Source organism: Spirosoma arboris, assembly GCF_009754945.1.
Lineage (GTDB): Bacteria > Bacteroidota > Bacteroidia > Cytophagales > Spirosomataceae > Spirosoma > Spirosoma arboris.
On sequence record NZ_WPIN01000024.1, the window covers coordinates 101,540 to 126,457 of the forward strand.

Genomic DNA, 24,918 nt, shown 5'->3' on the forward strand with positions numbered 1-24,918 from the left:
CGTATAACGATCAAAATTATTTTGAGTCTATATAACTACAAGTAGCTATTTAGCCATTTCCTTGTAGCTGATCATTAAAAACTTAGTTATTCTGAAACAGCTACCTTGTGAAGTGGCCTCAACAGAGGACTTTATTAGAATATTACAAAAAAACCTTTCAGAAAAATAGTGGCATTTCGTATTCTATACGTTAACTTTGTTTCCCAATTTTTGGGACGTTTAGTATAAATTAATCTCTACTTACAAATGAAGAAAATTTTATTTGGAAGTTGGCTTCTTTCCTTATTGTTCTGCGTTCCTGTTTTAGCACAGGATGTAGTCGTAAGCGGCCAAGTTACTTCATCAGACGACGGGTCGATCCTACCAGGGGTGACTGTACAGGTAAAAGGTGCCAATCGGGGTACAAACACCGATGCACAGGGTAATTATCGCATAACTGCATCTGCTAATAGCACGTTAGTATTTAGTTTTATTGGCTACACGTCGCAGGAGGCTGCTGTTAGTGGACGATCGACTATCAACGTCGGTTTAAAGGGTGATTCACAACAACTGAATGAGGTAGTCGTAATCGGTTACGGTACGCAGACCCGTCAGGATGCTACCGGAAGTATCGCTTCAGTTAAAGGGGCTACCATTGCCCAGATGCCTATTCAAAGCTTTGAGTCAGGCTTAGCAGGTCGATCAGCGGGTGTTCAGATCACGGTTCCTAATGGTATCTTGAACAACCCACCGGTTTTCCGGATTCGGGGTACAAACTCTATTTCGCTGAGTTCTTATCCATTAATCGTTGTCGATGGTGTGCCTACCTTCACGGGCGATCAGGGGAATACAAATGCGCCTTCTAACCCACTGGCAAGCATTAACCCAAATGATATCGAAAGCATGGACGTGGCTAAGGATGCCGCTGCTACGGCCATCTATGGTAGTCGTGCTGCTAACGGTGTTGTTTTCATCACAACCAAACGGGGTAAGGCTGGTAAAATTCGCGTGAACTATGATGGTTGGGTTGGTTTTTCAAATACCTACCGCTTACCAGAAATGTTGAATGCCAGCCAGTACATTAACTTTAAAACAATGGCGGCTGCTAACAACCCAACTGCCACTGCGGTGAAGTTTACGCAAACCAATGATGCCAATGGTAATCCGATCGACACCAAATGGTATGATTACATTTACCGGCAGGGTGTTTCGCATAGCCATAACCTGAACATTTCGGGTGGTAGCGAGAATACAAACTACTATTTCTCGGTTGGCTACACGAACCAGAAGGGTGTTCTCCAGAGAAATGATTTTAACCGGATGAATGCTCTGTTCAATGTAGATAGCAAGATCAGCAAGCTATTCACCATTGGTGGCAAAATAGCGATCTCGAATGAGCAAAACCTGTCTGCTGGTACATCGGGCTCATTGAATGGTGAAGCGTATAATACAGCTGGTTTGGGTCGTGTGGGCCTTGTATTGCCTCCAATCCTCGCTCCATACAATAACGATGGTACATACAATTTGAACGGTTCGGCTATCGGCTCTGCCGCCAACGTAGCGGGTACATCGATCTCTTACCCAAACCCGTTGCCTATGCTGGATCAGAACCGGTCAAATACGGAGAACAACCACATCCAGTCGAATGCGTATATTCAGTTTAAGCCACTTAGCTGGATCACGCTGCGAAGCACCTATGGTATTGATTACCTGCTAGCCGACAACGATCTGTTCCAGTCGCCTATTTCAAGCGATGGCTACAGCTCGGGGGGTAATGCCACCAGCAGCTTCCGTAAGTTAAAAACCTGGTTGTGGACAAACACCGCGCAGTTTGAGAAGTCATTTAATGGTGTTCACAATTTCAATTTACTGGTGGGTCAGGAACAACAACGAACAACTACGCTTGGCTATGGCTTGAATCGTCAGACGTTGTCTGATCCGAACTACACCGTCATTCAGGCTGGTTTTGTTACGAACAACCCTTCTAGCCTTGCTTATAGTGAGAATTATTTATTATCAGCATTTGGCCGTCTGAACTATAACTACAAAGAGAAATATTTCTTGAGTGGTAACCTGCGTCAGGATGAATTTTCTGCTTTAGGTCAGAAAAAAGGGACGTTCTACGGCGTATCTGCTGGTTGGGAAATTGCTCAGGAAGGTTTCTGGAAATCTGCCTCGCTGGATAACATCTTCAGCAGCTTCAAGATTCGCGGTAGCTATGGTAAAGTAGGGAACATTGGTAGCATCAACGACTATTCGCCTTACTCGCTCTATAATTCTGGTTTATATGGTGGTGCGTCAACGCTGTATTTCTCGGTTGTGGGTAACCCATCACTTAAATGGGAAACCAGTACAAAAACCGACGTTGGTATCAACTTTGGTCTGTTCAACAACCGGATTACAGGTGAGATAGCCTACTACAAAAATGACATTGACAACCTGATCCTGAACGTAGCTCAGTCTCCGTCTACGGGTATTCCAGGTACATTGTCGGGCGTTGCATATCCTCCTCAGAACGTTGGAAAGATGTACAACAAAGGTCTTGAGATTTCGCTCAATGCCCGGGTTGTTAACACAAAAAGTTTCCAATGGAGCTCGAACTTCAACATAACCTTCAATAAAAACGAAGTAACAGCACTGGCTCCTGGACTGAGCGTACTTCAAACGACCACGTCAAGTCTGGAAACTGTAAACCAAACCGCCCCAGGTTATTCGCTAGGTCAGTTGTGGGTAGTTCGTACAAACGGTGTTGATCCAGCAACGGGCAAACGGATTTTCGTTAACTCGGCCGGTCAAAACGTATACTACCAGTATTATGCTCCTTCGGGCCAATACAACTACTCGACTACGCCAGATGGCATGACCAAATATACAAGTCCAACGGGCGGCAATTCGATTACGCAGGCAAGCGATGCGGTTATGTATGCAAACGTGAACCCCAAAGTATACGGCGGGTTTGATAACAACTTCAAATTCAAAAACTTTGATCTGGGTGTTCTGCTTACTTACCAACTTGGTTTCTCGGTTTATTATGGCACAAACGCTGGTTTACATGACCAACGTTTCTGGAATAATGCAACTGATGTTCTGACCGATGCCTGGCAGAAAGAAGGTGATACGGGCAAAAAATATGCTAAGCCAGTATTCAATGATAACGTATCTAACGGTTCATCTTTCCCAATGGATATCAACGTATTCAAAGGAGATTTCCTGAAAGTTCGTTCGGTTACGTTCGGTTACACGCTTCCAGCATCTTTGTTGGCGAAGGCTAAAATGACCAACCTACGTCTGTACGTAAGTGGTCAGAACTTAGGTATCCTGACGAAATATCCTGGTCCTGATCCAGAAGTATCGTCGAACGGATCGTCCAGCACAAGTGGACAAGGTGTCGACAGAAATACGATCGGCAATGCCCGTACAATCACTGTTGGTCTAAGAGCTGGCTTCTAATCAAGAAAAAAGAAACACATGAAAAATACGTTAAAATATTCACTTGTCGTTGGTTTGACTCTGCTGGGGGCTAGTTCCTGCAATAGAGACTTACTGACTCCAATTCCGCAGACGGCAGTATCTGATGCGTCGGCATTTAGTACCACAACTCGTGTACAAACTCAGCTTCTGTCGTTGTATGGTGGACTGAAAGATGGTAACTTCTACGGTGGTCGCTATGTGATTTATGGCGATATACGGGGAGAAGAATTCATTAACGAACTCTCGAACCTGGTTACCGGCTCAGATGTGTGGGGCCTAAATGCGACCAACAGTGCTACAGCTGTTGTGAACACCTGGTACTACGCCTATCTGGCCATCAACCGATGCAACATCTTTATTGATGGTATGGCTGCTGGTGGTACTACGGTTGTTGGTGCTGATGCTTCTGCCAAATATATTGCTGAAGCCAAACTGATCCGGGCGCTGAGTTACTACAGCTTGCTACAATATTATGCCCGTCCTTATGCGGATGGTAACGGTAGCAAACCGGGTGTCCCGCTCCGTTTGAACGGAATCAAGGGTGTTGGTCAATCGAATCTGGCGCGTAGCACAGTTGCTGAGGTGTATGCACAAATCCTGAAAGATTTGAACGATGCCGAAACAGGCCTACCAGCTACCTACACGGCTGCTTCTGACAATACAACACGGGCGCATAAGAATACGGCCATTGCGTTAAAAACACGGGTGTATTTGAGCATGCAGAATTACGCTAGTGTTATTACGGAAGCGAATAAAATTGTGAGCGCTACAGCTCCGTTCAAAGCATCTACTGGTGTAGCGAATCAGTTGCAACCAGATATTACAACTGTGTTCACAACGTACGCTAACTCGGAATCAATTTTCTCGATGCCGATGACCTCTACTACGGGCGATTTTCCTGGCACACAGAATCAGTTGGCGTACTATTATTCGCCTAACGTAGCAAACGGTGGTATTGGTAATGGTGAATATTCACTGAATCCGAAGGGTATCATTGCTGAACCAACCTGGACGGCAGCCGATAAACGACGGTCTTTCATCAAGCAGTCGGGTACGGGTGCAACTGTAAAAAACTGGTTGGTTAAGTATAAAACAGCCAGCCCTTATACGGATTGGGTACCTGTCATTCGCTACTCAGAAGTATTGTTGAATCTGGCAGAAGCCAAAGTTCGCAGCGCGAATACAGTAGACGATCAGGCTGTTGCGCTGTTGAATGCAGTGCGTAACCGGTCTGATGCGGCAACTACATTTACAGCAGCTAACTTTGCCACCTCTGCCGATCTGGCCAATGCCATTTTGCTGGAGCGTAGAATCGAATTCCTAGGAGAAGGCCTGCGTAACAACGACCTGATGCGCCTGCTTCAAACGATTCCGGCTAAAGGAACGGTGCCTGCTAAAGCAGCTACTGAAACAAACTATATCTGGCCAATTTCTGCGTCAGAATTAGCGTTGAATACCCTGGCTACGGATAATTAATTCGATAGATTGGAGTTTACAAAAAGAGGCTGTCTCGAAAGAGGTAGCCTCTTTTTGTATGTAGATCAGTTACTGGTCAGAAATACGTATTTTAGAGGATTGCTACCGCCATTGATTATGAATTCACGGAAAATCATATTGCTATTCATACCGCTTTATTGCTTCCTGCTAACTGTCTCTCAGGCCCAGTTACCTATTCGCGCTACACGCTGGAAAGGGAGTCTATTAGCCCCGAATGCGGTGCAGGTTTTGCTAAATTTTGGCAACGATACATTGGCGATCAGGGCCGAAGCCGATAATAGACTTCTAGAAACAATGCGCTATGAACAGGTAGGTGATACGCTCTTTATTCAAAAAATTACCGGCCAAATTTCCTGTGGAAGTAATGCGCTGGGCTTGTACAAACTTGCTTATATCAACAATGGCGAAGGGTTTCTTTTGCAGCCAATTAATGATAATTGTCTGGATCGCAAACAGGTATTTACATCAAAAATAGCATTTACTCGTCTACGCCCTGACCCAAATCAGCCTCCACGTAACTGGCCTTATCTCGACCCCAAAAGCGACTCGGTAGCGGGTATTAGCTTGTATAAGGCCTATGATTTACTAAAAGATCGGAGGTCGGTTCCGGTCATTGTGGGCGTGCTGGATTCTGGGGTCGACATTACTCATGAAGATTTACGGGATGTTATCTGGGTAAACCCCAAAGAAACAGCTGGCAATAACATTGACGACGATAAAAATGGCTATACAGACGATATTAGCGGCTGGAATTTCATGGGTGCAAAGGATGGCACAACCTACGAATATGATCAGCCGGAAATAACTCAGACCTATGTTATTCTGAGAAACAAATACGATAAAGTTGACCCCGCTACCGTCAAACCAACCGACAGACGCCAGTACAATACTTACCTGACAGCTAAAAAACAATTTTTACAACGTTATCGGGCCAGCCATCCTACCTATCTGGCTTTTGCCGATACCACGCAATTCTGGCGAATAGCTCAACAAATTCAAGCCAAATTATCGGATACAGTCACGTCGTCGATCGCTATTCGCATGGTTGATTTTGGGACAGATTCTGTAGCGATTGCCGTCAGAAGCATTTTGGCGGATGCCTATTTACCACAATATGGCTCATTTAATTCATACATCGGTCTCGTCCGCAAAAACTGGACGCGTTTCCGGCAAGCTATGGGCGGTGAGGCCGATATGGCTTACAACCCCGATTATAACCCACGGAAATCGGTTGGTGATGATCCGGCTAATCTGAATGAGCGCTACTATGGAAGCCCCAACATGCTGATTGGTCAGTCGCAGCAATTGGCGATGCACGGAAGCCACGTGGCGGGTATTATTGCAGCCAAACGCGGCAACGGACGGGGTATTGACGGAGTGGCCGACAATGTGCGGATCATGCCTATATCAGTTGTTCCGTCCAACGGCGACGAGCGGGATAAAGATGTTGCCAATGGCATTCGTTACGCTGTTGAAAACGGAGCCAAGGTAATTAATATGAGCTTTGGCAAACGATTGTCGCCATTTAAGGAGCAGGTCGATGCCGCTATCCGATTTGCGGAAGAGCATGATGTTCTTATTGTTCATGCCGCTGGCAACAATGGCGAAAACTACGATTCACTACCAGCGTATCCGTCGGCAAGGTATGAGAATGGGCAAATTGCACAAAACGTGCTGGTTGTTGGCAATAGTACCTGGCGCATTGGCAACGACCTCCCTAGTCGTTCGTCAAATTATGGTGTGCAGACAGTTGATCTCTTCGCCCCTGGCACCGCTATCTTATCAACCCTGCCGCACAATCGCTACGCCAGTTTATCGGGAACCAGCATGGCATCGCCAATGACAGCCGGTGTAGCCGCCCTACTACGTTCTTATTTCCCGAAATTAACAGCAGTTCAGGTTAGAAATATTCTGATGAAAAGCAGCTATCAACCTGATGTTCTGGTACGAAAACCAGGTCGCTCAATGCAGCAGGTACCCTTTAAAAGCCTGAGCCGGTCGGGTGGGTTGCTGAATGCATATGAAGCGGTGAAAATGATTCTGTCTGAACCAGGATTACACTGATTTATGGATTTTCGGGATTTTGTTTTCATCAGGATTTTACTTTGGAGCAATAGCAAATTCTGTAAATTCATAAATCAGTGTAATCCTGGTCACCAATCAACCTCTTTCTTATCGTGCCAGAATTTACCTGTTTCTGATTGAGGAGCTTCGGTCGCTAGCCAAACGATGGTTTCGGCGCCTTTTTCAACGGGTCGACTGGCATTAGAACCGCCCATATCGGTGCGGACCCAGCCCGGATCAACGCAGTTAACCGCGATATTCTCTCCTCTGAGTGCTCCAGCAAATTGCCTCGTTACGGCATTAAGCGCTGTTTTTGAGATACTATAGGCTGGTGCATAGGTCGTCATATCGTTAAGGGCACCCGCTCCGCTCGATACATTGATGATGCGTGCACCAGATTTGCTTTTTTGTAGATGCTCCAGGAAATCCTGAATCACTAAGATGGGACCTGTCACATTGGCTTTTAGGGTTCGGTCGAGCATTTCGGTGTTTAGGTTCAGAATATCTTCGCCATGATCTTCCAGAACACCCGCATTATTAACAAGCACATCTAAGTGATCTGCTTTTTGCGAAAACGTGCCACAGGCTGTTCGGATGCTGACAGGATCTGTTACATCAAGGTGTATACAGGTGACTTCGTAGCCAGCCTGGCATAATTCTTCAGAAGCTTCGCGACCTTTGGCCATATCACGGGCACCAATAAATACGGCAAAGCCGCGCTGAGCAAGTTGCCTGGCAATTTCTTTACCTATTCCTTTATTAGCCCCAGTAATCAGAGCTGTACGCTGGTGGTGAGTTTTCATGAGCCGTTCGTTCGTGTATTAGTGAAATTCGTGTAGTGGGTGTACCAGGTAAAGTAGGGTTAGCCGATAACTCCTACTCCACTCACTACATTAAATCTCTATAGCCTGAAAATGTTTGCAGAAATCAACCGTATCCTCAACTGATTGACCGTTTCCTAAGTGCTCCTATGAAATTTAGTAGTTTAGCAGCTATTCTTACTTAGTGATTTTATCAACCGCTTATAATGAAATCATTTTATTCTGTTTTGGCTCTTATTCTCTTATCTGTCAGTTGGGCATTCGCTCAAACGGGGTCTGCTACTGGCTCATCGTCAACTACTTCGCCGAATCGTCAGCAGGAACTCTACGATCAATATCACGGAATTACTAAAAAGCCCAGTACAGTTACCCCAGTCAAAGCACCTGCTCCTGCCTCTACAGCTAACCGCGTCGATCAGCAGCGTTCTACAAATAAGCCCACAACGAAACAAGCATCTCAACAACCATCTGTAACAGCCACGCCTGCTCAACCAACTGAAACGGCAAACCGACCACAACGAGTCGTGGCAAGTAGTGGAACATCTGGCACTCGGATTGGGATTCGGGCAGGAGTTACTTATCCAGTTTTTACAGAAACTCAACCAGGCTTCGATCCGGCCATTGGCTTTGTAGGCGGTTTGACATTTAACTTCGGAGCAGGCCATGTTTCGTTTCAACCCGAAGTTAATTATACCCGTTATAGCACCAAAGTAACTGATTTTGGCACCTATACCCAGGCTGTAGATGGCCTTGAAGTGCCTCTATTTCTAAAACTATCGACGGGTACCTACGCTGGAAATCGCTTCTTTCTGAATGTAGGCCCTTATGCAACTTATGCGATGAGCGCCAGTACAAACGGGAAAAAAGAATCACTGGATGGCAAACCGGGTCGATTTGGCTTTGGGGCAGGAGCGGGTCTTGGAGCAGCCATAAAAGCAGGGCCTGGCCATGTTACTCTTGAGGTTCGTGGTCTATATCCATTAGGGAATGTAGACAATGGCTTCAGTACAGATTCTAAGGAAATCTTCGGGCAGGGAACGCTGGGTTATATATTCCCGCTTGGAAGCCGATAATAAAATAACTTTCTCATAGAGTGGGTTTTTAGAATGGCGACAACCACTTGGGTGTCGCCATTTTTGTTTCCTCTCTTCTCAGTGGCCAGTACGGGTGACTAACGGGGTCTTGTGGAACAAATTTTTCCCAAATATGACATAGTCGAATAGCGAAAAAAGAAGTATTTATTGGCGACTACTTTCGTTGCTTTTACTGGTAGTAATTACGGGAATAATGAACTTTGGCCTACACAAAAGCTAAACTCTTGGCCCACAACTCAGCAGCCTGCTTGATGGTAATATCGCTGTGTCTTATTGATTTAGGCCGTGAATCAGCAAAAAAGCCACCTGACCCACCGTCTTGTCCGTTTTTCCTGATCAGGCTTGTCAATGGAGACGTTGCCAGATAGACTGATGTTTCAGCTCCCCGTTCAGGAGTACGCATAAACGGTCTTGCCAGAGTCATCATAAACCCCAGCGCGCCCGCAAAATTGCTACCAAAACCGGTGTTGACTACACCGGGATGTACGGCATAGGCAGTAATCCCAGAATCAGTATATCGTTTAGCTAACTCTTTGGTAAATAATATATTGGCCAGTTTACCATCACCATAAGCAGCCATAATGGACAGGTTTCCATTGCGCTTGAAAAAACGGGATGCATTGCCTAACGAATAAGCTGCCGATGATAGGTTAATAATACGAGCTTCACCAGCCGCTTTGAGCAAATCCATTAAGTAATAAGTCAGTACAAAAGGGCCGATATGGTTGGCGTAGAACGATTTCTCAATGTTGTTAATAAACTCAATTCTGTTGGGCGAGTAGCCAGCATTGTTGATAAGAACATCTAACTTCGAATGCGCACGGCTGATCTGTTGAGCGACCTGACGTACTGAGTCAATATCGCTCAGGTCAGCAAGAAAAAGTTCGACGGTTACGGCCGGATTAATCCGTTTTAGAATAGCGAGCGCTTCCCGCCCTTTTTCTTTATTACGACACAGTAGGATCAGATTGAATCCACGCCGTGCCATCGCCTTTGCTGTTGCCAATCCAATACCGGCGTTCGCCCCTGTAATCAATACGGTTTTCATGTATAGTACTATAAAAAGTGAAGTGAGTGAAGAAGGTGTAGTGAGTCTAATAGTCCTGACCTCATTACACTTCCTTCACTCACTTCAACTACTCCACATGCTCACAAATCAAAACAACAGTTTCCAACCGTTGAAAAACAGATCTTTTCCCGGTTGACCAGACCAATTGTGTTGGTCCTCTCCTGCGGCAGTTTCAACCACCTCGGGCTTGCGTATTTCTTTTTGCATAACAATAGCCGAAATACCCTTTTCAGCCAACGATCGGCAAATGCTTTTAGTGGTTTCAGTTACGTTACCTGCTACTATTCCTACTGTGGTTTCGTTGTTTTTCATGGCCTTCGAGTTTATTGTATGTGCAAACAAATTTTTTAATAAATTTTTTAAACTGGTTCTCCCAGCGCCTTCGTCGCCTTAACGATCTGTTGAGTCAACTGGCAAACATTCGTTTCGCCGATAACCTGCGAATAACGGACGCCTACCCGATCCCATGCCTGAGAAATTTCGGGTTGAATCGCTTCGCCCTCGGCGGTTGGATAAATTAATGTTCGTTTACCTTCCGATTCCCGACGAACGAACCGTTTCTGCTCTAATTTTTCTACCAATCGAGTAATCGTCGATGGAGTAAGACACAGGGTTTCGCTTAACTCTGAAGGAGTTATACCCGGTTGGGCCACTACTTCGCACAACATGTATGCATGCGAGTAACACATCCCAAAGCGACCAAATTCTTCGTCACCAATAGCAGTAATAGCTCGAGCTAGTGCATTGGCCGAAAACAGTAGACAGGCACTGTAACGTGAGTTTAACTTAGTTTCTTCAGCTACGGCAACTTCCTGGCTATTCATAAGTCTTTCCCAATTGTTAGAACAAAGGTATACAACGATATTTGTATGTGCAAACAATATTTTAAAAAGTTGTAAGGGAGTAAGTCATCAAGTTGTAAGTAAGGCGACTATAAATGTTATTCTTACAACTTGATGACTTATTCTCTTACAACTTTTTTATTTTCTCGGTAGATGTACTTCTGCCATCATGCAGCGGGCTGATCCTCCTCCATTACCTTCAATCATCGATAGATCAAAATGAAGGAGGGTTGCGTAATCATCTAACTGGTCGATCTGCTTTGGCGTCAGTGATTCAAATGCACGTGTAGACATGACCAATAGTTTCTGACCTTTTTCGGTCTTGACCATCAACATATTACCTGCAAAACTGGCCATTTGCTCCAGCGAAATTTCAATCACGCGTTTATTCATGCTTTCCAGTTCCTGACGAACCGTAAGCCGTTCGTCAGGATCGCTGATGGCAGCCAGGCATACTACAGCACATGACTCAGCAATACACATGACTACGTTGGTATGATAAACAGCCTTTCCATTGGCATCTGCCGAATGGAACGACACAGTCCGATAGCCCGTCTGACGGCTAAATTCAGCCAACACATCTGGGTGAGTTCGGGGCGACAGGCTGGCAAAGGCAACGCGGTTCATGCGATCCAGCACCAGGCTCCCGGTGCCTTCCAGAAACTTGCCTTCATTCTCAAAGTGAGTTAAATCGATAATTTTATCGACATGAAAACGCTTGGCAAGATTGTCGATAATGTCCTGACGACGTTCGAGCCGACGGTTTTCGGCCTGCATTGGATAGAGTACTACTCGACCGCTTGCATGAAAAGAAACCCAGTTATTTGGGAAAATAGAATCGGGTGTATAGGGTTCAACGGTATCATCGTATACCATCACATCGATACCGATGGCCTGCAATTGCCGGGCCATTTCATCGAATTCTCTCTGAGCGTCTTCCTGGGCTATATCCTTCGTTTGCGCAGCCAGTTGACTATCCTGAAAGGCGTTGGATTCTGCCGTTTGCTCGTTAAACCCAAAACGAACAGGGCGAATCATTAAAATATGGGAAGTAGCCTGAGATTGCATGAAAGTAGTAGTAAGGGAATAAGTTGTAAGGGAGTAAGTAATCTACAATGCCAATAGGAGAGTAAATTAGCACTAAAGCGTCAATTAATAATTGTTTAATGTCCGCATCAATCCAAGAATCATTTTAGATAACTCTTCTGTTGCGCGTATAAATTCATTACGCTTTTCTACGTCAATATAGTCTAATCGATAAGCCAGATAGCTCATTGATTTCACTTCATTGGATGAGGTACGAGAATAGTTTAAGAAGCGAAGAAAATCTGTGTTGCTCCCTCGGTCAAATCCTTCTGCAATATTATTGGAAATAGATACAGAAGCCCGACAAATCTGATCTCTGAATCCCCAATCACGATTGTCGCGATATGTTTCATAAACCAAAACAGCCAAGTCCTGACCTTTCTGCCAGATCAATAAATCTTCAAATCGTTTTACTAACATACTTCATCACTAAAATCATATACAAACTTACACACTTACAACTTACTCCCTTACAACTTCTTTATATCTCCTCTCGCAACAACGGTAAACTCATGCAGTGAGATCCTCCTCTTGCCCGGCTTAACTCAGCAGAAGGGAGCATAATAAACGTATTTTCGATTGTTTCAGGAGACGATTGCCCTTGCTCGAATCGTGCCAGTAGCTTGGCGGCAGCGATCACCTCAAAACCAGCGGCCCGGAAAGCATCAGCCGTTTTTTCGTTCCGATCGTACCCTATTACTACGCCATCTTTCAGCGCTAGCAGATTACACGAGTCGGTCCACTGTTCACGTGCGCCAAATGGAAATTCGTTGTTTCCTGAATAGATAAACTGTACAGACTCAGTAGCACCGAGGTCATTTTTACTGATGTCCGCCAATAAGTCCTCTAAGTTCTCGATTTCGATAGGTTTGTGTTCCAGCCCCTTAATGAATTGCAGAATTTTCAGATCTTCCGATACATCTTTCGGAGCAAAGAAATGAATAACATCCCGTTTTTTAGCTTCATCACCGGTTCGTGCCAACGCTCCCAATAGTACCCATACATTACGCTTTACCTGGGTAAATACCGTATCGATATGCATGTAATCCCGCTTCTTCGGAATTTTAATAACTGTTACTTTATCAACTAGGTTTTTGCTGAACACTAACCGCATTACCTGCTGTGCTGCATATAAGGTAGTGCGCTCGCTGACGCCGACAATTAGGTGCCGTTTTGCAATCATCATTACATCCCCACCTTCGAGAGTCGAACGAGTTACGTCGCGGTTAATGTCAGCATCGGGGAGTAAAAAGGCATGTTCATTATCTGGAATTTCAATAATTTTATCTTGATAATCAGCAAATAACGGGTGATGAAAGAAAATGTATTGCGCCAGTAGGGCTTCGCGAGTGCGAGCGAGTTTAGCCGGTTTATTAAGCAGGATATGATCATTGATAACAATGCCAATGTCGCGCGTAAAAATAAAATTCGGTAAGGGAGCGAACAGCATCGTCAGATCGGGTAATGAGCCTGAAATCATAATCTTAGCCAATTCGATCGGTTCATATTGACTCAGTTGCTGCTGCGTACGAAACGACGTTCGTTCGATACCACAAATAGCGGCAATCAGGCGAATACGAATAGCTTCGTCAATCAAAATATCCCCTAAAAGTGACTGAATGTCAATAACTCTGTCTGAATTAAAGTAGTCTTTGTGATCGGGCTTAAAAAATGATCGGTCTGAATCAGGACCAAGCATAGCTACTTTACCCTGAACCTTATCAGGATCTAAAAAATAGAGTAGAATCTTAACATAATAATCGTATTCATCCCGGCGCATCATATCCAGGTGAACGATGTCTTCAAAAAGCCAATCCTGCGCTTTTGACGGGACAACCTTACCTAGTCCCCGATCTGGGCTATGAATTAATAAACGTTTAAGCGTTCCTATTTCAGAAGAAACATTAATATGATGTGTATCCGAATAGATAGGCATAGCTGTCATCGAACGTTCCAGATAGTTGGATTTTGTTTCGTTACTCATAGATAAACCTTAATCCGTATTTTTGCTACGAGTCGAGATTGCAAGGTACGGGATTGATAATGGAAATGAAATGGGTCTATTTTATCGCTATTTTATAAATTCTTTTCCCTAATAATCTATTAGCTCTATCAAGTTTTATATTGTATCTACAAATAAAGTATTATTTCTTATCTGGAAACATGATTATATACTCTTTATTAAACGTAGTAGTAATCATTGGTATACAAATTGACACGATACAAATAAATTGAAATTTATAAATAAAAAATATAACTAAATCACTTTTAATGTATAAAGAATATGTTTTGTAACACTTTTAAAACTAGTATATAGCAAGCGGCATATTATTTGACTAGCCCATGGCTGTATTTATACATCTACAAATCAAGCGCATATGCCCATTCTTTTTGCAATAAGAATTAACTGGCTATTACTTCTGGTTATAGGCTTTATAGCGAGTTCATTACCAGTAATAGGGCAGGCAGTTACAGGAACAGTTTATCAGGACTTTAACGAGGATAGTGCTTACACGAGGATACCAGCTTCTGAAATCTATAGTTATGGAGAACAAAGTGGTTCTGAAGCTACTGATCTTATTACAAGCAGCGCTCAATCTATAACCCTGGCCCCAGCGGAGTCCAACGCCACACTCACTATCACTAAATCGGTCAATAAGTCCAAAGCTAAACTCGGCGATACTCTCACCTACACCATTATCCTCACCAATACAGGGACCACAATCGCCAAAAATATTACCCTCACCGACTCCACCACCACGGGACTAACCTACCTGCCAAATTCAACAAATATCCCACCCACAAATTCCCTAACATCAGCAACGACAACCTCCTGGACAATCTCCTCCCTCAACCCAGGACAGTCAGTCACCATCACGGCCCAGGCCAGAGCCGATAGCGCAGGCATCCTCTACGCCAAAACAACCCTGCCTGGACAAGCCGCTATCGTATGCACCTCCATCCCCTTTGTCATGTGTGCAGGAGATACCTACCAGTTCCAACTCACAGCTGCTCCCGGAAGAAGCTCCTACAAATGGTTCAGGGATAACCAGGAACTCATCGGTCAAACCACTAATGTGCTCCTGGTCACCGGACCCGGCACTTATAGTCTGGCCGTGGATAATGTCTCAGGCCAATGTCCCGATTTCAGTTGTTGCCCCTTCATCGTCGAAGAGGATAGTCTGCCTTCCTTCCAGGCAGTGGCCCTGCCCGCCACCTGTCAAAGCAATGTGGTTCAGGCTAATGGCAAGCTAGTGCTCAGTGGCTTCCGGGCGGGTGCTACCTATGCTTATTCGTTGGGCAGCAGTTTCAGTGAGGCAGCTAGTTTGTCAGGGGGTCGTCAGGTGATCCCGGTGGATGGGGTTTTGGTGAGCCAGCTGGCCAGTCCGTTGGTTTCTCAGGCTTACACGATTCGGGTGTACAGTAGTTCGGGTTGTTACACGGAGCAGACGGTGGTGTTGGTGGCTTCGGTTTGTGACTGTCCGGCGGAGGTGTGTGTCCCTTATGTAATTAGCCGAACCAAAAAAGCACCCAGAATTAGTACTACCAAGTAATCTTGCGCTACTTTTTTATATGTAAATTAATTATATAATACTACTAATAAGTTATTCAAACAAGTTGAAATCAAACAAAAATTACATTAATTCAATTTTAAAGATATAAATGACTATTAATATATACTATTGCTTGGCATATATTTTGACAGATAAAATATATACTAACGTAATTCTAGATTGGTAAATTTTAAGATACCAAATCTGTACAAATCCAATAATAGCTAATACTATATATATATACGATCTATTCGGCATTCCCTTTGACTAGCTATGTAGCTAGTCTCTAGTAATTAAAGCCGATAGATTGTTCGAATATGTGTACATCTAAAAAGATTTTTTTAAAATTCTTTTTACTCATAGTTTTCATAACAGCCTCAGGAACACTAACAAGTTTTGGACAGACAATAACGGGTACGGTTTTCCGCGATTTCAACAGCGACGGTGTTTATACTAGTCTACCAGCCTCGGGTACTTACGCGTACGGGGAACCAGGTGTGGGAGACATAATCATTACCGCCTATAACGCCAACGGTGTAGCCGTAACCTCTACAAGCAGTAGCACGCTGGCAACTTCATTAGGGAGTTATACCCTCACAGTAGGCAATACCAATAGCTATCGAGTGGAATTTATAATTCCTGGCGGCTTAGATTACTTCAATGATGGATTTCATTCAAACAACGGTACAGGCACATCAATACAGTTTGTAAGTGGTGGTAATTCAGGTATTAATTTTGGAATCAGTGCTTCACTCGACTACTGTCAACCTGTCCCTCCTTTAATCGTACCGTGCTATGTTAGTGGCGATCCACTGCCTGATGGGTCTTCTATTGCAGCCACTCCTGTTCTGGTTAACATTCCTTATTTAGCCGTTGGCACTGGCATAGCCGAAACTACATTAGCAACGGCCGACGCAATGGGAAGTGTATGGGGAGCGGCCTACCAACGAGAAACTAAAAAGCTATTTACAGCGGCCTTTTTAAAGCGACATGTGGGCCTGGGTCCCGCAGGTTTGGGTGGCATTTATGTTACTACCGCAACAGATACCCCAACAACATCTCTTTACGTAGACTTGGAAAATGCGCCATTTAATCTTGATCTTGGCGCAGCAGGGCTAACAGGCCGTACTTTACCAGCTTCTGGAACCACGCCAAGTACAGACCCTTTATCGTTCAGTCTGGTGGGTGCAGCAGGATTGGGGGGATTAGCCCTTTCCAGCGACGGTGGAACATTATATGCAACGGATCTTTTCAATCGCCGACTACTCGCTCTACATATAAGCAATCCCGTTTCATCTTCAGCATCTCTGACAGCATCTGACTTAACGTTTATCGCCCTGCCCGACCCTGGATGCACTAATAGTGTTGCCCGCCCCTTTGGTCTGGGTGTAAACAACGGGAAAGTGTATATAGGCGTAGTTTGTACGGGTGAAAATGGCGGATCTGCCAGTGACCTTTATGCTCATATTTACGCGATGGATGAAGGCGCGACCACCATCCCTGCCGCAGCAATATTTAGTTTCAGATTAAATTATAGTAAAGGACTAATCCATACGGGCGATGCGGGCATAGGAGGAAACTGGGAGCCCTGGGCAACTCAATTTAGCCAAATGCACACAGGTATTTTAGCTAGTGCAGGTATACGAATAGCAAGGCCTCAGCCCATTTTATCCGATATCAGTTTTGCGGATAACGGTGATATGATCTTAGGGTTTACAGATCGGGGGGGGCATCAACTAGGCTATAAGCAAAGAAACACGACCGATGAAAGCGACAATCCTACACTTTATAGCGGCTACATTGGTGGTGATATATTACGTGCGCATTATAATGGCAGCAGTTGGGTATTGGAAAACAATGGCACAGTTGGCTCCTTAAAAAGTGCCGGGGCTAATAACGGGCAAGGGCCAGGTACACCTACCAGTACGACCTACACAGCTCCATCCGGCGAATTTTATTTCGAGGAAAACTATGTCACTACGCACACGGAGACGATTATGGGTAGCGCATTGTCAATTCCAGGCATAAACCATACTGTTGTTACAATGATAGATCCATTTGATGTCTTTACAGGTGGATTCGGCTGGTTCAATAATGTAACAGGCGTAAGCGACAGACGGGCTCAAATTTATAATTCAGGTACCGATAACGGCATAACTTATGGTAAGACCAATGGTCTGGGAGTTATAAAAGCCCTTTGTAATCCAGCGCCCATTGCAATTGGTAACCGCGTCTGGCTTGATACAAACAATAATGGCATTCAAGACCCTGGGGAAACACCTCTGGCGGGCGTAAAGGTTACATTAAGCGGCCCTGGAATAACCGGTAGCGTCAGTGTAACAACCAATGCAGTGGGGGAATATTATTTCTCTAATTCAACTAGTTTTTCCAACACCACAGGGTTCGTTTACAGTTTGACTGGCCTGGTCAGTGGAGGTGTTTATACGCTCAGTTTTCCGGTTAGTGTGAGCGCTGCTAGCCTCAGCAGCAAGCCTAATTCTGCCACTGGAACCAATACTAATAATATCGATACTGACCCCAATGCAGCCGGTGTCATTAGTTTCACGTTGGGCCAATCGGGAGAGAATAACTTTTCCTACGATGCAGGTTTTGTACCACAACCTCTAACGATAACGGCCAATCCAGATGAGTGTAATCTGGCCACAAACCACTATAATGTTGCAGGAAGCCTTGCCCTGACCAATGCCATTGCTGGCACAGCTACTATTTCTGATGGTAGCGTTACTGTGGTTGTGCCGGTGAGTGCAGGAGCGACTTCGATACCCTATGCTCTAACAGGTTTGATTAGCGGTACAGGTTCACATACGGTTACCGTCAGTTACAACAGCCAAACGGCCAGTATTACGTATACAGCCCCTTTGAGTTGTACAGTAGCTCCCTGCGGTCTGAGCCTGATCGTTACACCGAGTTTCTGCCAATCGGCGACCAATGCCTATGTGCTGTCGGGAACCATTACCACTACCAACGTACCCCTTAGTGGCACATTGACAATCGGCTCATCAGCCTTTACTCCCCGAAGTCTCACTTTGCCAGCAGGCAATGCATCGGGGTCCTTTAGTTACTCAGGTCTGGTTAGCAATGGGCAAACTTATACCGTTACAGCCAGCTATTCGAATAGCGCCTGTTCGCCCGTTAGTTATATCTACACAGCGCCAGGCTCCTGCTCAGTAGCACCCGTCTGTTCAATAATAGCATCGGCAACAGCGGGGCAATGTGCTATTGCTACTAATACCTACTCAGCATCGGTAGTCGTCAACCTAACCAATAGTACTACCGGTACGCTTATGGTAAGTCTACCCGGCTCGGCACCCATCAGTCAGACAATAGCAGCCAATACGGGTTCCTTTACAGCTGTATTCGCCGGACTTACCTCTGATGGAGCTACTCATACAGCTACCATCAGTTTACCAGGTTGTGGATCTGCGACAGCTACATTCACTGCACCTGGCTCTTGCTCAGTGACGCCCGTCTGTAGTTTGAGTGCGACGTCTACACAGAGCATATGCCAGAGCGCGACCAATACGTTCACTACAGTCACTGTCGTCACGCTGACTAATCCAACTACAGGCATACTGACCGTTACGGACGGGCCAGCCAGTCTGACTTTTGCCACTATTGCTGGAAGCAGTGCCTCATTTACCGCGACACTAGCCAATATCGTTTCCAATGGCGCGAATCATACTATTACAGCCTCATTACCAGGCTGTGGCACCACCACAACCACTTACACAGCACCAAACTCCTGCTCGGTAGCGCCCGTCTGTTCAATAATAGCCTCCGCAACGGCAGGCGTCTGTGCCATCGCTACCAATACCTATTCAGCCACAGCGGTGGTTCAGTTAACTAACCCAACGGCAGGCACGATGACCATTACTGATGGGCCACAGAGTGCCACCTTTATTACCACAGCGAGCAGTTCGGCCACCTTTGCGGTTGCTTTCACCGGCTTGATTTCCGACGCATCAACGCATATTGTGACAGCCACTTTGCCCGGTTGTAGCAGTACTACAACTACCTATACCGCACCTACTTCCTGTTCAATAGCACCAGTTTGTAGTTTGAGTGCTATCGTATCGGCGGGGATATGTGCGTCAGCAACGAACCTGTATTCAGCCACCGCTGTCGTGACGGTCAAAAATCCAGCTACAGGCGGAACCGTTACCGTCAGTACAGGAAATCAAACGCTTACATTTAGTACCACTGCACTAAGTCAAAACACGTTCACGGCTATTTTCAATGGTTTAGTGTCTGATGGAGTCAATCATATCGTAACGGTAAGCCTTCCAGGTTGCGGTAGTATTAACGCATCTTACCCAGCACCCACCAGTTGTTCCGTGACGCCCGTTTGCTCACTCAGTGCAATAGCCAAACCCGGCATATGTGCTACATCTACGAACACCTCCTCAACGACAGTATTGGTAACAATGACCAATCCGACAGCGGGCACGCTGACCGTTACGGATGGCGCCCGCAGTGTTACGTTCGTAGTACCTGCCTCTTTGGGGACAACCACTGCTCCGGCTATTTTCAATGGAATACCTTCCGATGGAGCTAGTCATGTTGTCACTATATCACTGCCTGGCTGCTCAAGTACAACTCTAACTTATACAGCTCCTGGCTCGTGTACGGAAGTGAGCCCTTTAGCCAGCCTCGGTGATTACGTCTGGTACGACACGAATGGGAATGGCCAACAGGATGCTGGTGAAACAGGTGTAGCGGGAGTGACCGTTAAACTCTTTAATCCCAACTCATCCACTACGACGCCTATTGCCAGTCTAACTACAGACAGCAATGGTAAATATTTATTCACCAGCCTCAGCTCTGGAACTTACTACGTCATATTTGATAAGACGACGCTGCCAACGGGTTACACCTTAACCAGCACCAATTTAGGCTCCGATGCAACTAACAGTGATGCAGATGTAGTGACGGGTAAGACGACCTATTACACCCTGGCATCAGGGGAGCAAAAGCTTACTGTTGATGCAGGTATTGTACCGCCAGCACCAAGCTTATACCTCACTAAATCGGTCGATAAGTCGAAGGCTAAACTCGGCGATACCCTCACCTACACCATCATCCTTACTAATACAGGTAACTCAATCGCCAAAAATATCACCCTCACCGACTCCGCCACCACAGGACTGACCTACCTGCCAAATTCAACAAATTCCCTCACATCAGCAACAACCACCTCCTGGCCAATACCGACTCTTCAACCAGGACAATCGTTCACCATCACGGCCCAGGCCAGAGCCGATAGCGCAGGTATCCTCTACGCCAAAACAACCCTGCCTGGACAAGCCGCTATCGTATGCACCTCCATCCCCTTTGTCATGTGTGCAGGAGATACCTACCAGTTCCAACTCACAGCTGCTCCCGGAAGAAGCTCCTACAAATGGTTCAGGGATAACCAGGAACTCATCGGCCAAACCACTAATGTACTCCAGGTAACCGGACCAGGCACCTATAGTCTGGCCGTGGATAATGTGGCAGGCCAATGTCCCGATTTCAGTTGTTGTCCATTCATTATTGAGGAAGATACTCTGCTTGCTTTTCAGGCCATTGCCGTACCAGCCACCTGTCAAGGCAGTGTGGTTCAGGCTAATGGCAAGCTAGTGCTCAGTGGCTTCCGGGCGGGTGCTACCTATGCTTATTCGTTGGGCAGCAGTTTCAGTGAGGCAGCTAGTTTGTCAGGGGGTCGTCAGGTGATCCCGGTGGATGGGGTTTTGGTGAGCCAGCTAGCCAGTCCGTTGGTTTCTCAGGCCTACACGATTCGGGTGTACAGTAGTTCGGGTTGTTACACGGAGCAGACGGTGGTGTTGGTGGCTTCGGTTTGTGACTGTCCGGCGGAGGTGTGTGTCCCTTATGTGATTAGCCGAACCAAAAATGCACCCAGAATTAGTAATTCAGACTAGTAACACTATCAGGGTACACTCGAATTGTGTACCCTGATAGTGTTACTAATCATTGGCAATTGTCCAGTTGATCTGCTTGATTCCGAGCGGCACAAGTCACCAAATAGGCAAAAACAAGTCCTTTCTGGTCATATCACACTGGTGTTCCGCCGTACTATTATTACAGATTTTTCTTTCTTCAGTGATTTTTACAAAAAAAATTAAAGGTCTTTCAGCCAATAAATCGAGTCCTGTCCAACCTTACAGATAAGGTTTATACTGCTTTGTGTTTACTTCTGTAGTTGACGTGATCATTCCTACACAGAACTTTCAGCTATGCACTAATCATACCGTCCATCGTTAGCCAGATTAAGGACAGCAACTAAATTATGAACGGTTAGTCGTTAGATCGACAAAAAAGGTTTCATACAAAAACGACAATTCTGAACTATAGGCTATAAGCTCGTTAAGCCAAAATATATCTACCTCATAATCAACAGCTATCTATAATTATAAAGGCCATTACACCATAAAATCTCATCAGGCAATCATTTTATACTTGAGCAATTTCCAGCTATTTTACTATTGCTAATTTCATGTTTACAGCCGAGAAACAACCTCAATTACCTGAATTTAACGGCTTCTGAATGTGAGCTAAATGGCCTACTGTAGGGTAGTTTAACATCACTTAAACGTAACTTTTATTAAACAAATAGGGTTATTAATTTTGTTTACTCTTAAACAAAAAGATAAATAAAATTGGAATAAAATATAGTTTTAACCAATATTGAATATACATAATATGAAAAATAAATCCTTTTTGAAATAACATACCTCCATATATGGCACACGCTTTGCTATGGCAGTTTTGGATTTGTGTATAAAGCAAATTCTTTACTCAACCAACCGTCTAGCTTTAGCTATATGTTCACGTTTATTACTGGCCCATCCATTTTTCAGGCAAGTTTTGGTAATCATTTGCAGCAGAGAAGTCTATCTAGATTAGGCTTTCTGAGCATATTGCTATTACTCTTGTTTGCAGGGCAGGTCGTTCGGGCACAGTGTACGACTAAAATTACAGTTAATCCCGGGCAGTGCGTCGCTCCTGCCAATACGTACTCCACTACGGCAATTGTAACAATCTCCAATCCTACAGCAGGTATATTAACAGTCACTGATGGCGCCCAGAGTACGACCTCGGTGGTCACAGCCTCCAGCTCGACTACGTTCACAGCATTATTCACAGGATTAGCTTCTAATGGAAATTCACATACTGTAACGGCCTCATTATCCGGTTGCAGCACGTCTACAGCGACTTATCTTGCCCCCGGCTCCTGTAGTCAGCCTATTGGTTCTCAACTTACCTTAACCAAACTAGTCGATAAGGCAAAGGCCAAGATCGGGAGTGTAATGACATACACGCTAGTGCTAGCTAATACGGGTAGTAATACTGCAACAGATGTCGTTGTTAGGGATTCAATGTCCACCGGGCTCACCTTCGTACCAGGTTCCGCCACTATTCCAAGCGGCACAACTCTAACCCAGGGTATACCCATTAGCGCCTGGAAAGTAGCTTCATTATCTGCAAACCAGAGTTTTAGTTTAATTTATCAAGCCAAAGCAGACAGTTCGGGCATCCTGTACAATCAGGCAACAATTGCGGGTGATACAGCTACGGCTTGTACGTCGGTACCCTTCCTGGTCTGTACCGGAGATACATACATTATTCAGCTAACGGCTTCTCCAGGTCGTTCCTCTTATAAATGGTTCAAGGACGATGTGGAAATTACCAATCAAACGACTAATGTTCTTTCGATAACTGCCCCCGGTACTTATAGTCTGGCGGTAGATAATGTATCAGGAAAATGCCCTGATTTCAGCTGTTGTCCGTTCATTGTTGAGGAAGACACTCTTCCTACTTTTCAGGCTATAGCCGTACCAGCCACCTGTGTAGGCAATACGATCCAGACCAATGGCCAGATTGTACTAAGTAATTTTCGCTCTGTTTACACCTATCAATATTCGTTAGGTATTGATTTCAATCCAGCGGCTTCCTTATCGGGTCCAGCTAAAGCTATTCCGGCCGGGGGAGTGATTGTAAACAAGCTGGCTAATCCAGCAGTAGCTCAATCATATACTATTCGGGTGTATAATGCCTCTGGCTGCTACACCGATGTTACCGCGGTTTTATTACCAACTCTTTGCTGTAATGCAAGTGTCACAGCAAACCCTGGCTTATGTGACCCCATTACCGGTACCTACTCAACAACTGCCCTTATTAGTTTGACGAATCCACCATCAGGAACACTAACGCTCAGTGATGGTCCAAAGAGTTTGACGTTTGCTACTACTGCAGGCAGTTCAACAACCTTTACCGCTATCTTCGACAACCTGATGTCAGATGGTACTAACCACACGGTTATAGTCAGTCTACCAGGCTGTTCAACTGCTAGCACGACCTACACCGCTCCCGCATCCTGTAGTATTTCCATAGGTCTGGCTCAAATGAATCCAGGAGATTGTATTCCTGAGACTAATACATACAGCACCTCGGGTGTCATTAGCCTGACCAATGCCGTAGCTGGAATTGCTACGATTACTGATGGAGCCAGCACCACTCTATCAATCAGTACAGGAGCTACCTCGGTGCCGTATTCACTAAGTGGCTTACCCAGTGGAACTGGCTCTCATACCGTGACGGTCAGTTATCTGGGCCAGACCGCCAGCACCACCTATACCGCGCCGGCTTCCTGCTCAGTGGCTCCTGTCTGTTCGCTGGTCAGCTCGGCAACGGCCAGTACTTGTGACCCCTTATCCAATACTTACTCCGCCACAGCTCTGGTCCAGTTGACCAATCCCATCACAGGTACACTCACCATTTCCAATGGGCCACAAAGTCTCACCTTCATCACCACCGAGGGCAGCTCAGCCAGCTTTACGGCTACCTTCACAGGCTTAGTCTCGGATGGCTCCTCCCATACGGTGACGGTCAGTCTGCCGGGCTGTTCAACCACCAGCACGACCTACACAGCTCCCGCATCTTGTAGTGTCAGCGTGGGATTGGCCGTCACCGACCCAGGAGTCTGCATTCCAGGTACCAACACCTATAACACGACTGGTCTCATTAGCCTGACCAATGCCGTAGCCGGAAGCCTCACCCTCACCGATGGGACTACGACTACCACCCTTTCGGTCAGTGCAGGAGCCACCTCGATCCCGTATTCACTGAGTGGCTTACCTAGTGGAACCGGCTCTCATACCGTAACAGTCAGTTATCTGGGCCAAACGGCCAGCATCACCTACACTGCTCCGGCCTCCTGCTCAGTGGTCCCCGTCTGTTCCATCAGCGCGGTAGCCAATGCGGGAAGCTGCGCAGCTTCCACTAATACCTATTCAGTGTCGGTGGCCATTGGCCTCACCAATGCCTCAGCGGGAACACTCACCGTCAGTCTGCCAGGAGTACCGCCTACCAGTCAAAGTATTACTGCAGGTACGACTTCGTTGACCCTTGTTCTGACCGATT

Annotated in this window: 14 protein-coding genes; 7 read left to right on the forward strand and 7 right to left on the reverse strand. The window is 45.6% G+C overall.

Annotated elements, in window-relative coordinates; genetic code table 11:
* Window positions 1-246 precede the first annotated feature (246 nt).
* From GO755_RS36650 to GO755_RS36660, 3 genes are all read left to right on the forward strand, one after another.
* A complete protein-coding gene (locus tag GO755_RS36650; RefSeq protein WP_157590407.1) occupies window positions 247-3,429 on the forward strand; it encodes a SusC/RagA family TonB-linked outer membrane protein in 3,183 nt (1,060 codons plus the stop codon).
* A gap of 18 nt (window positions 3,430-3,447) precedes the next feature.
* Entirely contained in the window at window positions 3,448-4,926 is a 1,479-nt protein-coding gene (locus GO755_RS36655; protein WP_157590408.1) for a RagB/SusD family nutrient uptake outer membrane protein, read from the forward strand.
* A 117-nt stretch (window positions 4,927-5,043) separates the two neighbouring features.
* The gene (locus tag GO755_RS36660) at window positions 5,044-7,011 is read left to right on the forward strand and encodes a S8 family peptidase (RefSeq protein ID WP_157590409.1); all 1,968 of its coding nucleotides are present in this window, start codon (window positions 5,044-5,046) and stop codon (window positions 7,009-7,011) included.
* Between the two features lie 89 nt (window positions 7,012-7,100).
* Here the strand turns inward: GO755_RS36660 and GO755_RS36665 are convergent, their stop codons facing one another.
* Window positions 7,101-7,814 carry an SDR family oxidoreductase gene (locus GO755_RS36665; RefSeq protein WP_157590410.1) on the reverse strand — a complete coding sequence of 238 codons (714 nt, stop codon included), beginning with the start codon at window positions 7,812-7,814 and terminating at the stop codon, window positions 7,101-7,103.
* A 224-nt stretch (window positions 7,815-8,038) separates the two neighbouring features.
* On the opposite strand from GO755_RS36665, the gene GO755_RS36670 reads away from it, so the two are divergent.
* On the forward strand, window positions 8,039-8,905 hold the full coding sequence (locus GO755_RS36670; protein ID WP_157590411.1) for a porin family protein: 867 nt from the start codon (window positions 8,039-8,041) through the stop codon (window positions 8,903-8,905).
* A gap of 226 nt (window positions 8,906-9,131) precedes the next feature.
* Here GO755_RS36670 and GO755_RS36675 read toward each other — a convergent pair whose 3' ends face one another.
* The 6 genes from GO755_RS36675 to GO755_RS36700 form a co-directional block, all read right to left on the reverse strand.
* Complete coding sequence (locus GO755_RS36675) at window positions 9,132-9,974, reverse strand: SDR family NAD(P)-dependent oxidoreductase (RefSeq protein ID WP_157590412.1); 843 nt, start codon at window positions 9,972-9,974, stop codon at window positions 9,132-9,134.
* Window positions 9,975-10,082: 108 nt separating this feature from the next.
* Window positions 10,083-10,307 carry a hypothetical protein gene (locus tag GO755_RS36680; protein ID WP_157590413.1) on the reverse strand — a complete coding sequence of 75 codons (225 nt, stop codon included), beginning with the start codon at window positions 10,305-10,307 and terminating at the stop codon, window positions 10,083-10,085.
* A gap of 47 nt (window positions 10,308-10,354) precedes the next feature.
* Window positions 10,355-10,819 carry a MarR family winged helix-turn-helix transcriptional regulator gene (locus tag GO755_RS36685; RefSeq protein WP_157590414.1) on the reverse strand — a complete coding sequence of 155 codons (465 nt, stop codon included), beginning with the start codon at window positions 10,817-10,819 and terminating at the stop codon, window positions 10,355-10,357.
* Between the two features lie 156 nt (window positions 10,820-10,975).
* A complete protein-coding gene (ctlX, locus tag GO755_RS36690; protein WP_157590415.1) occupies window positions 10,976-11,905 on the reverse strand; it encodes a citrulline utilization hydrolase CtlX in 930 nt (309 codons plus the stop codon).
* Between the two features lie 84 nt (window positions 11,906-11,989).
* Window positions 11,990-12,343 carry a four helix bundle protein gene (locus tag GO755_RS36695; protein ID WP_157590416.1) on the reverse strand — a complete coding sequence of 118 codons (354 nt, stop codon included), beginning with the start codon at window positions 12,341-12,343 and terminating at the stop codon, window positions 11,990-11,992.
* 61 nt (window positions 12,344-12,404) lie between these two features.
* A complete protein-coding gene (locus GO755_RS36700; protein WP_227687233.1) occupies window positions 12,405-13,868 on the reverse strand; it encodes an arginine deiminase family protein in 1,464 nt (487 codons plus the stop codon).
* 433 nt (window positions 13,869-14,301) lie between these two features.
* On the opposite strand from GO755_RS36700, the gene GO755_RS36705 reads away from it, so the two are divergent.
* From GO755_RS36705 to GO755_RS36715, 3 genes are all read left to right on the forward strand, one after another.
* Window positions 14,302-15,477 (forward strand): DUF11 domain-containing protein, encoded by a 1,176-nt coding sequence (locus tag GO755_RS36705; RefSeq protein ID WP_157590417.1) that lies wholly within the window; start codon window positions 14,302-14,304, stop codon window positions 15,475-15,477.
* Between the two features lie 497 nt (window positions 15,478-15,974).
* Window positions 15,975-21,416 carry an SdrD B-like domain-containing protein gene (locus GO755_RS36710; RefSeq protein WP_198175039.1) on the forward strand — a complete coding sequence of 1,814 codons (5,442 nt, stop codon included), beginning with the start codon at window positions 15,975-15,977 and terminating at the stop codon, window positions 21,414-21,416.
* Window positions 21,417-22,319: 903 nt separating this feature from the next.
* The coding region (locus GO755_RS36715; RefSeq protein WP_157590419.1) for a DUF11 domain-containing protein at window positions 22,320-24,918 on the forward strand (2,599 nt) is incomplete at its 3' end.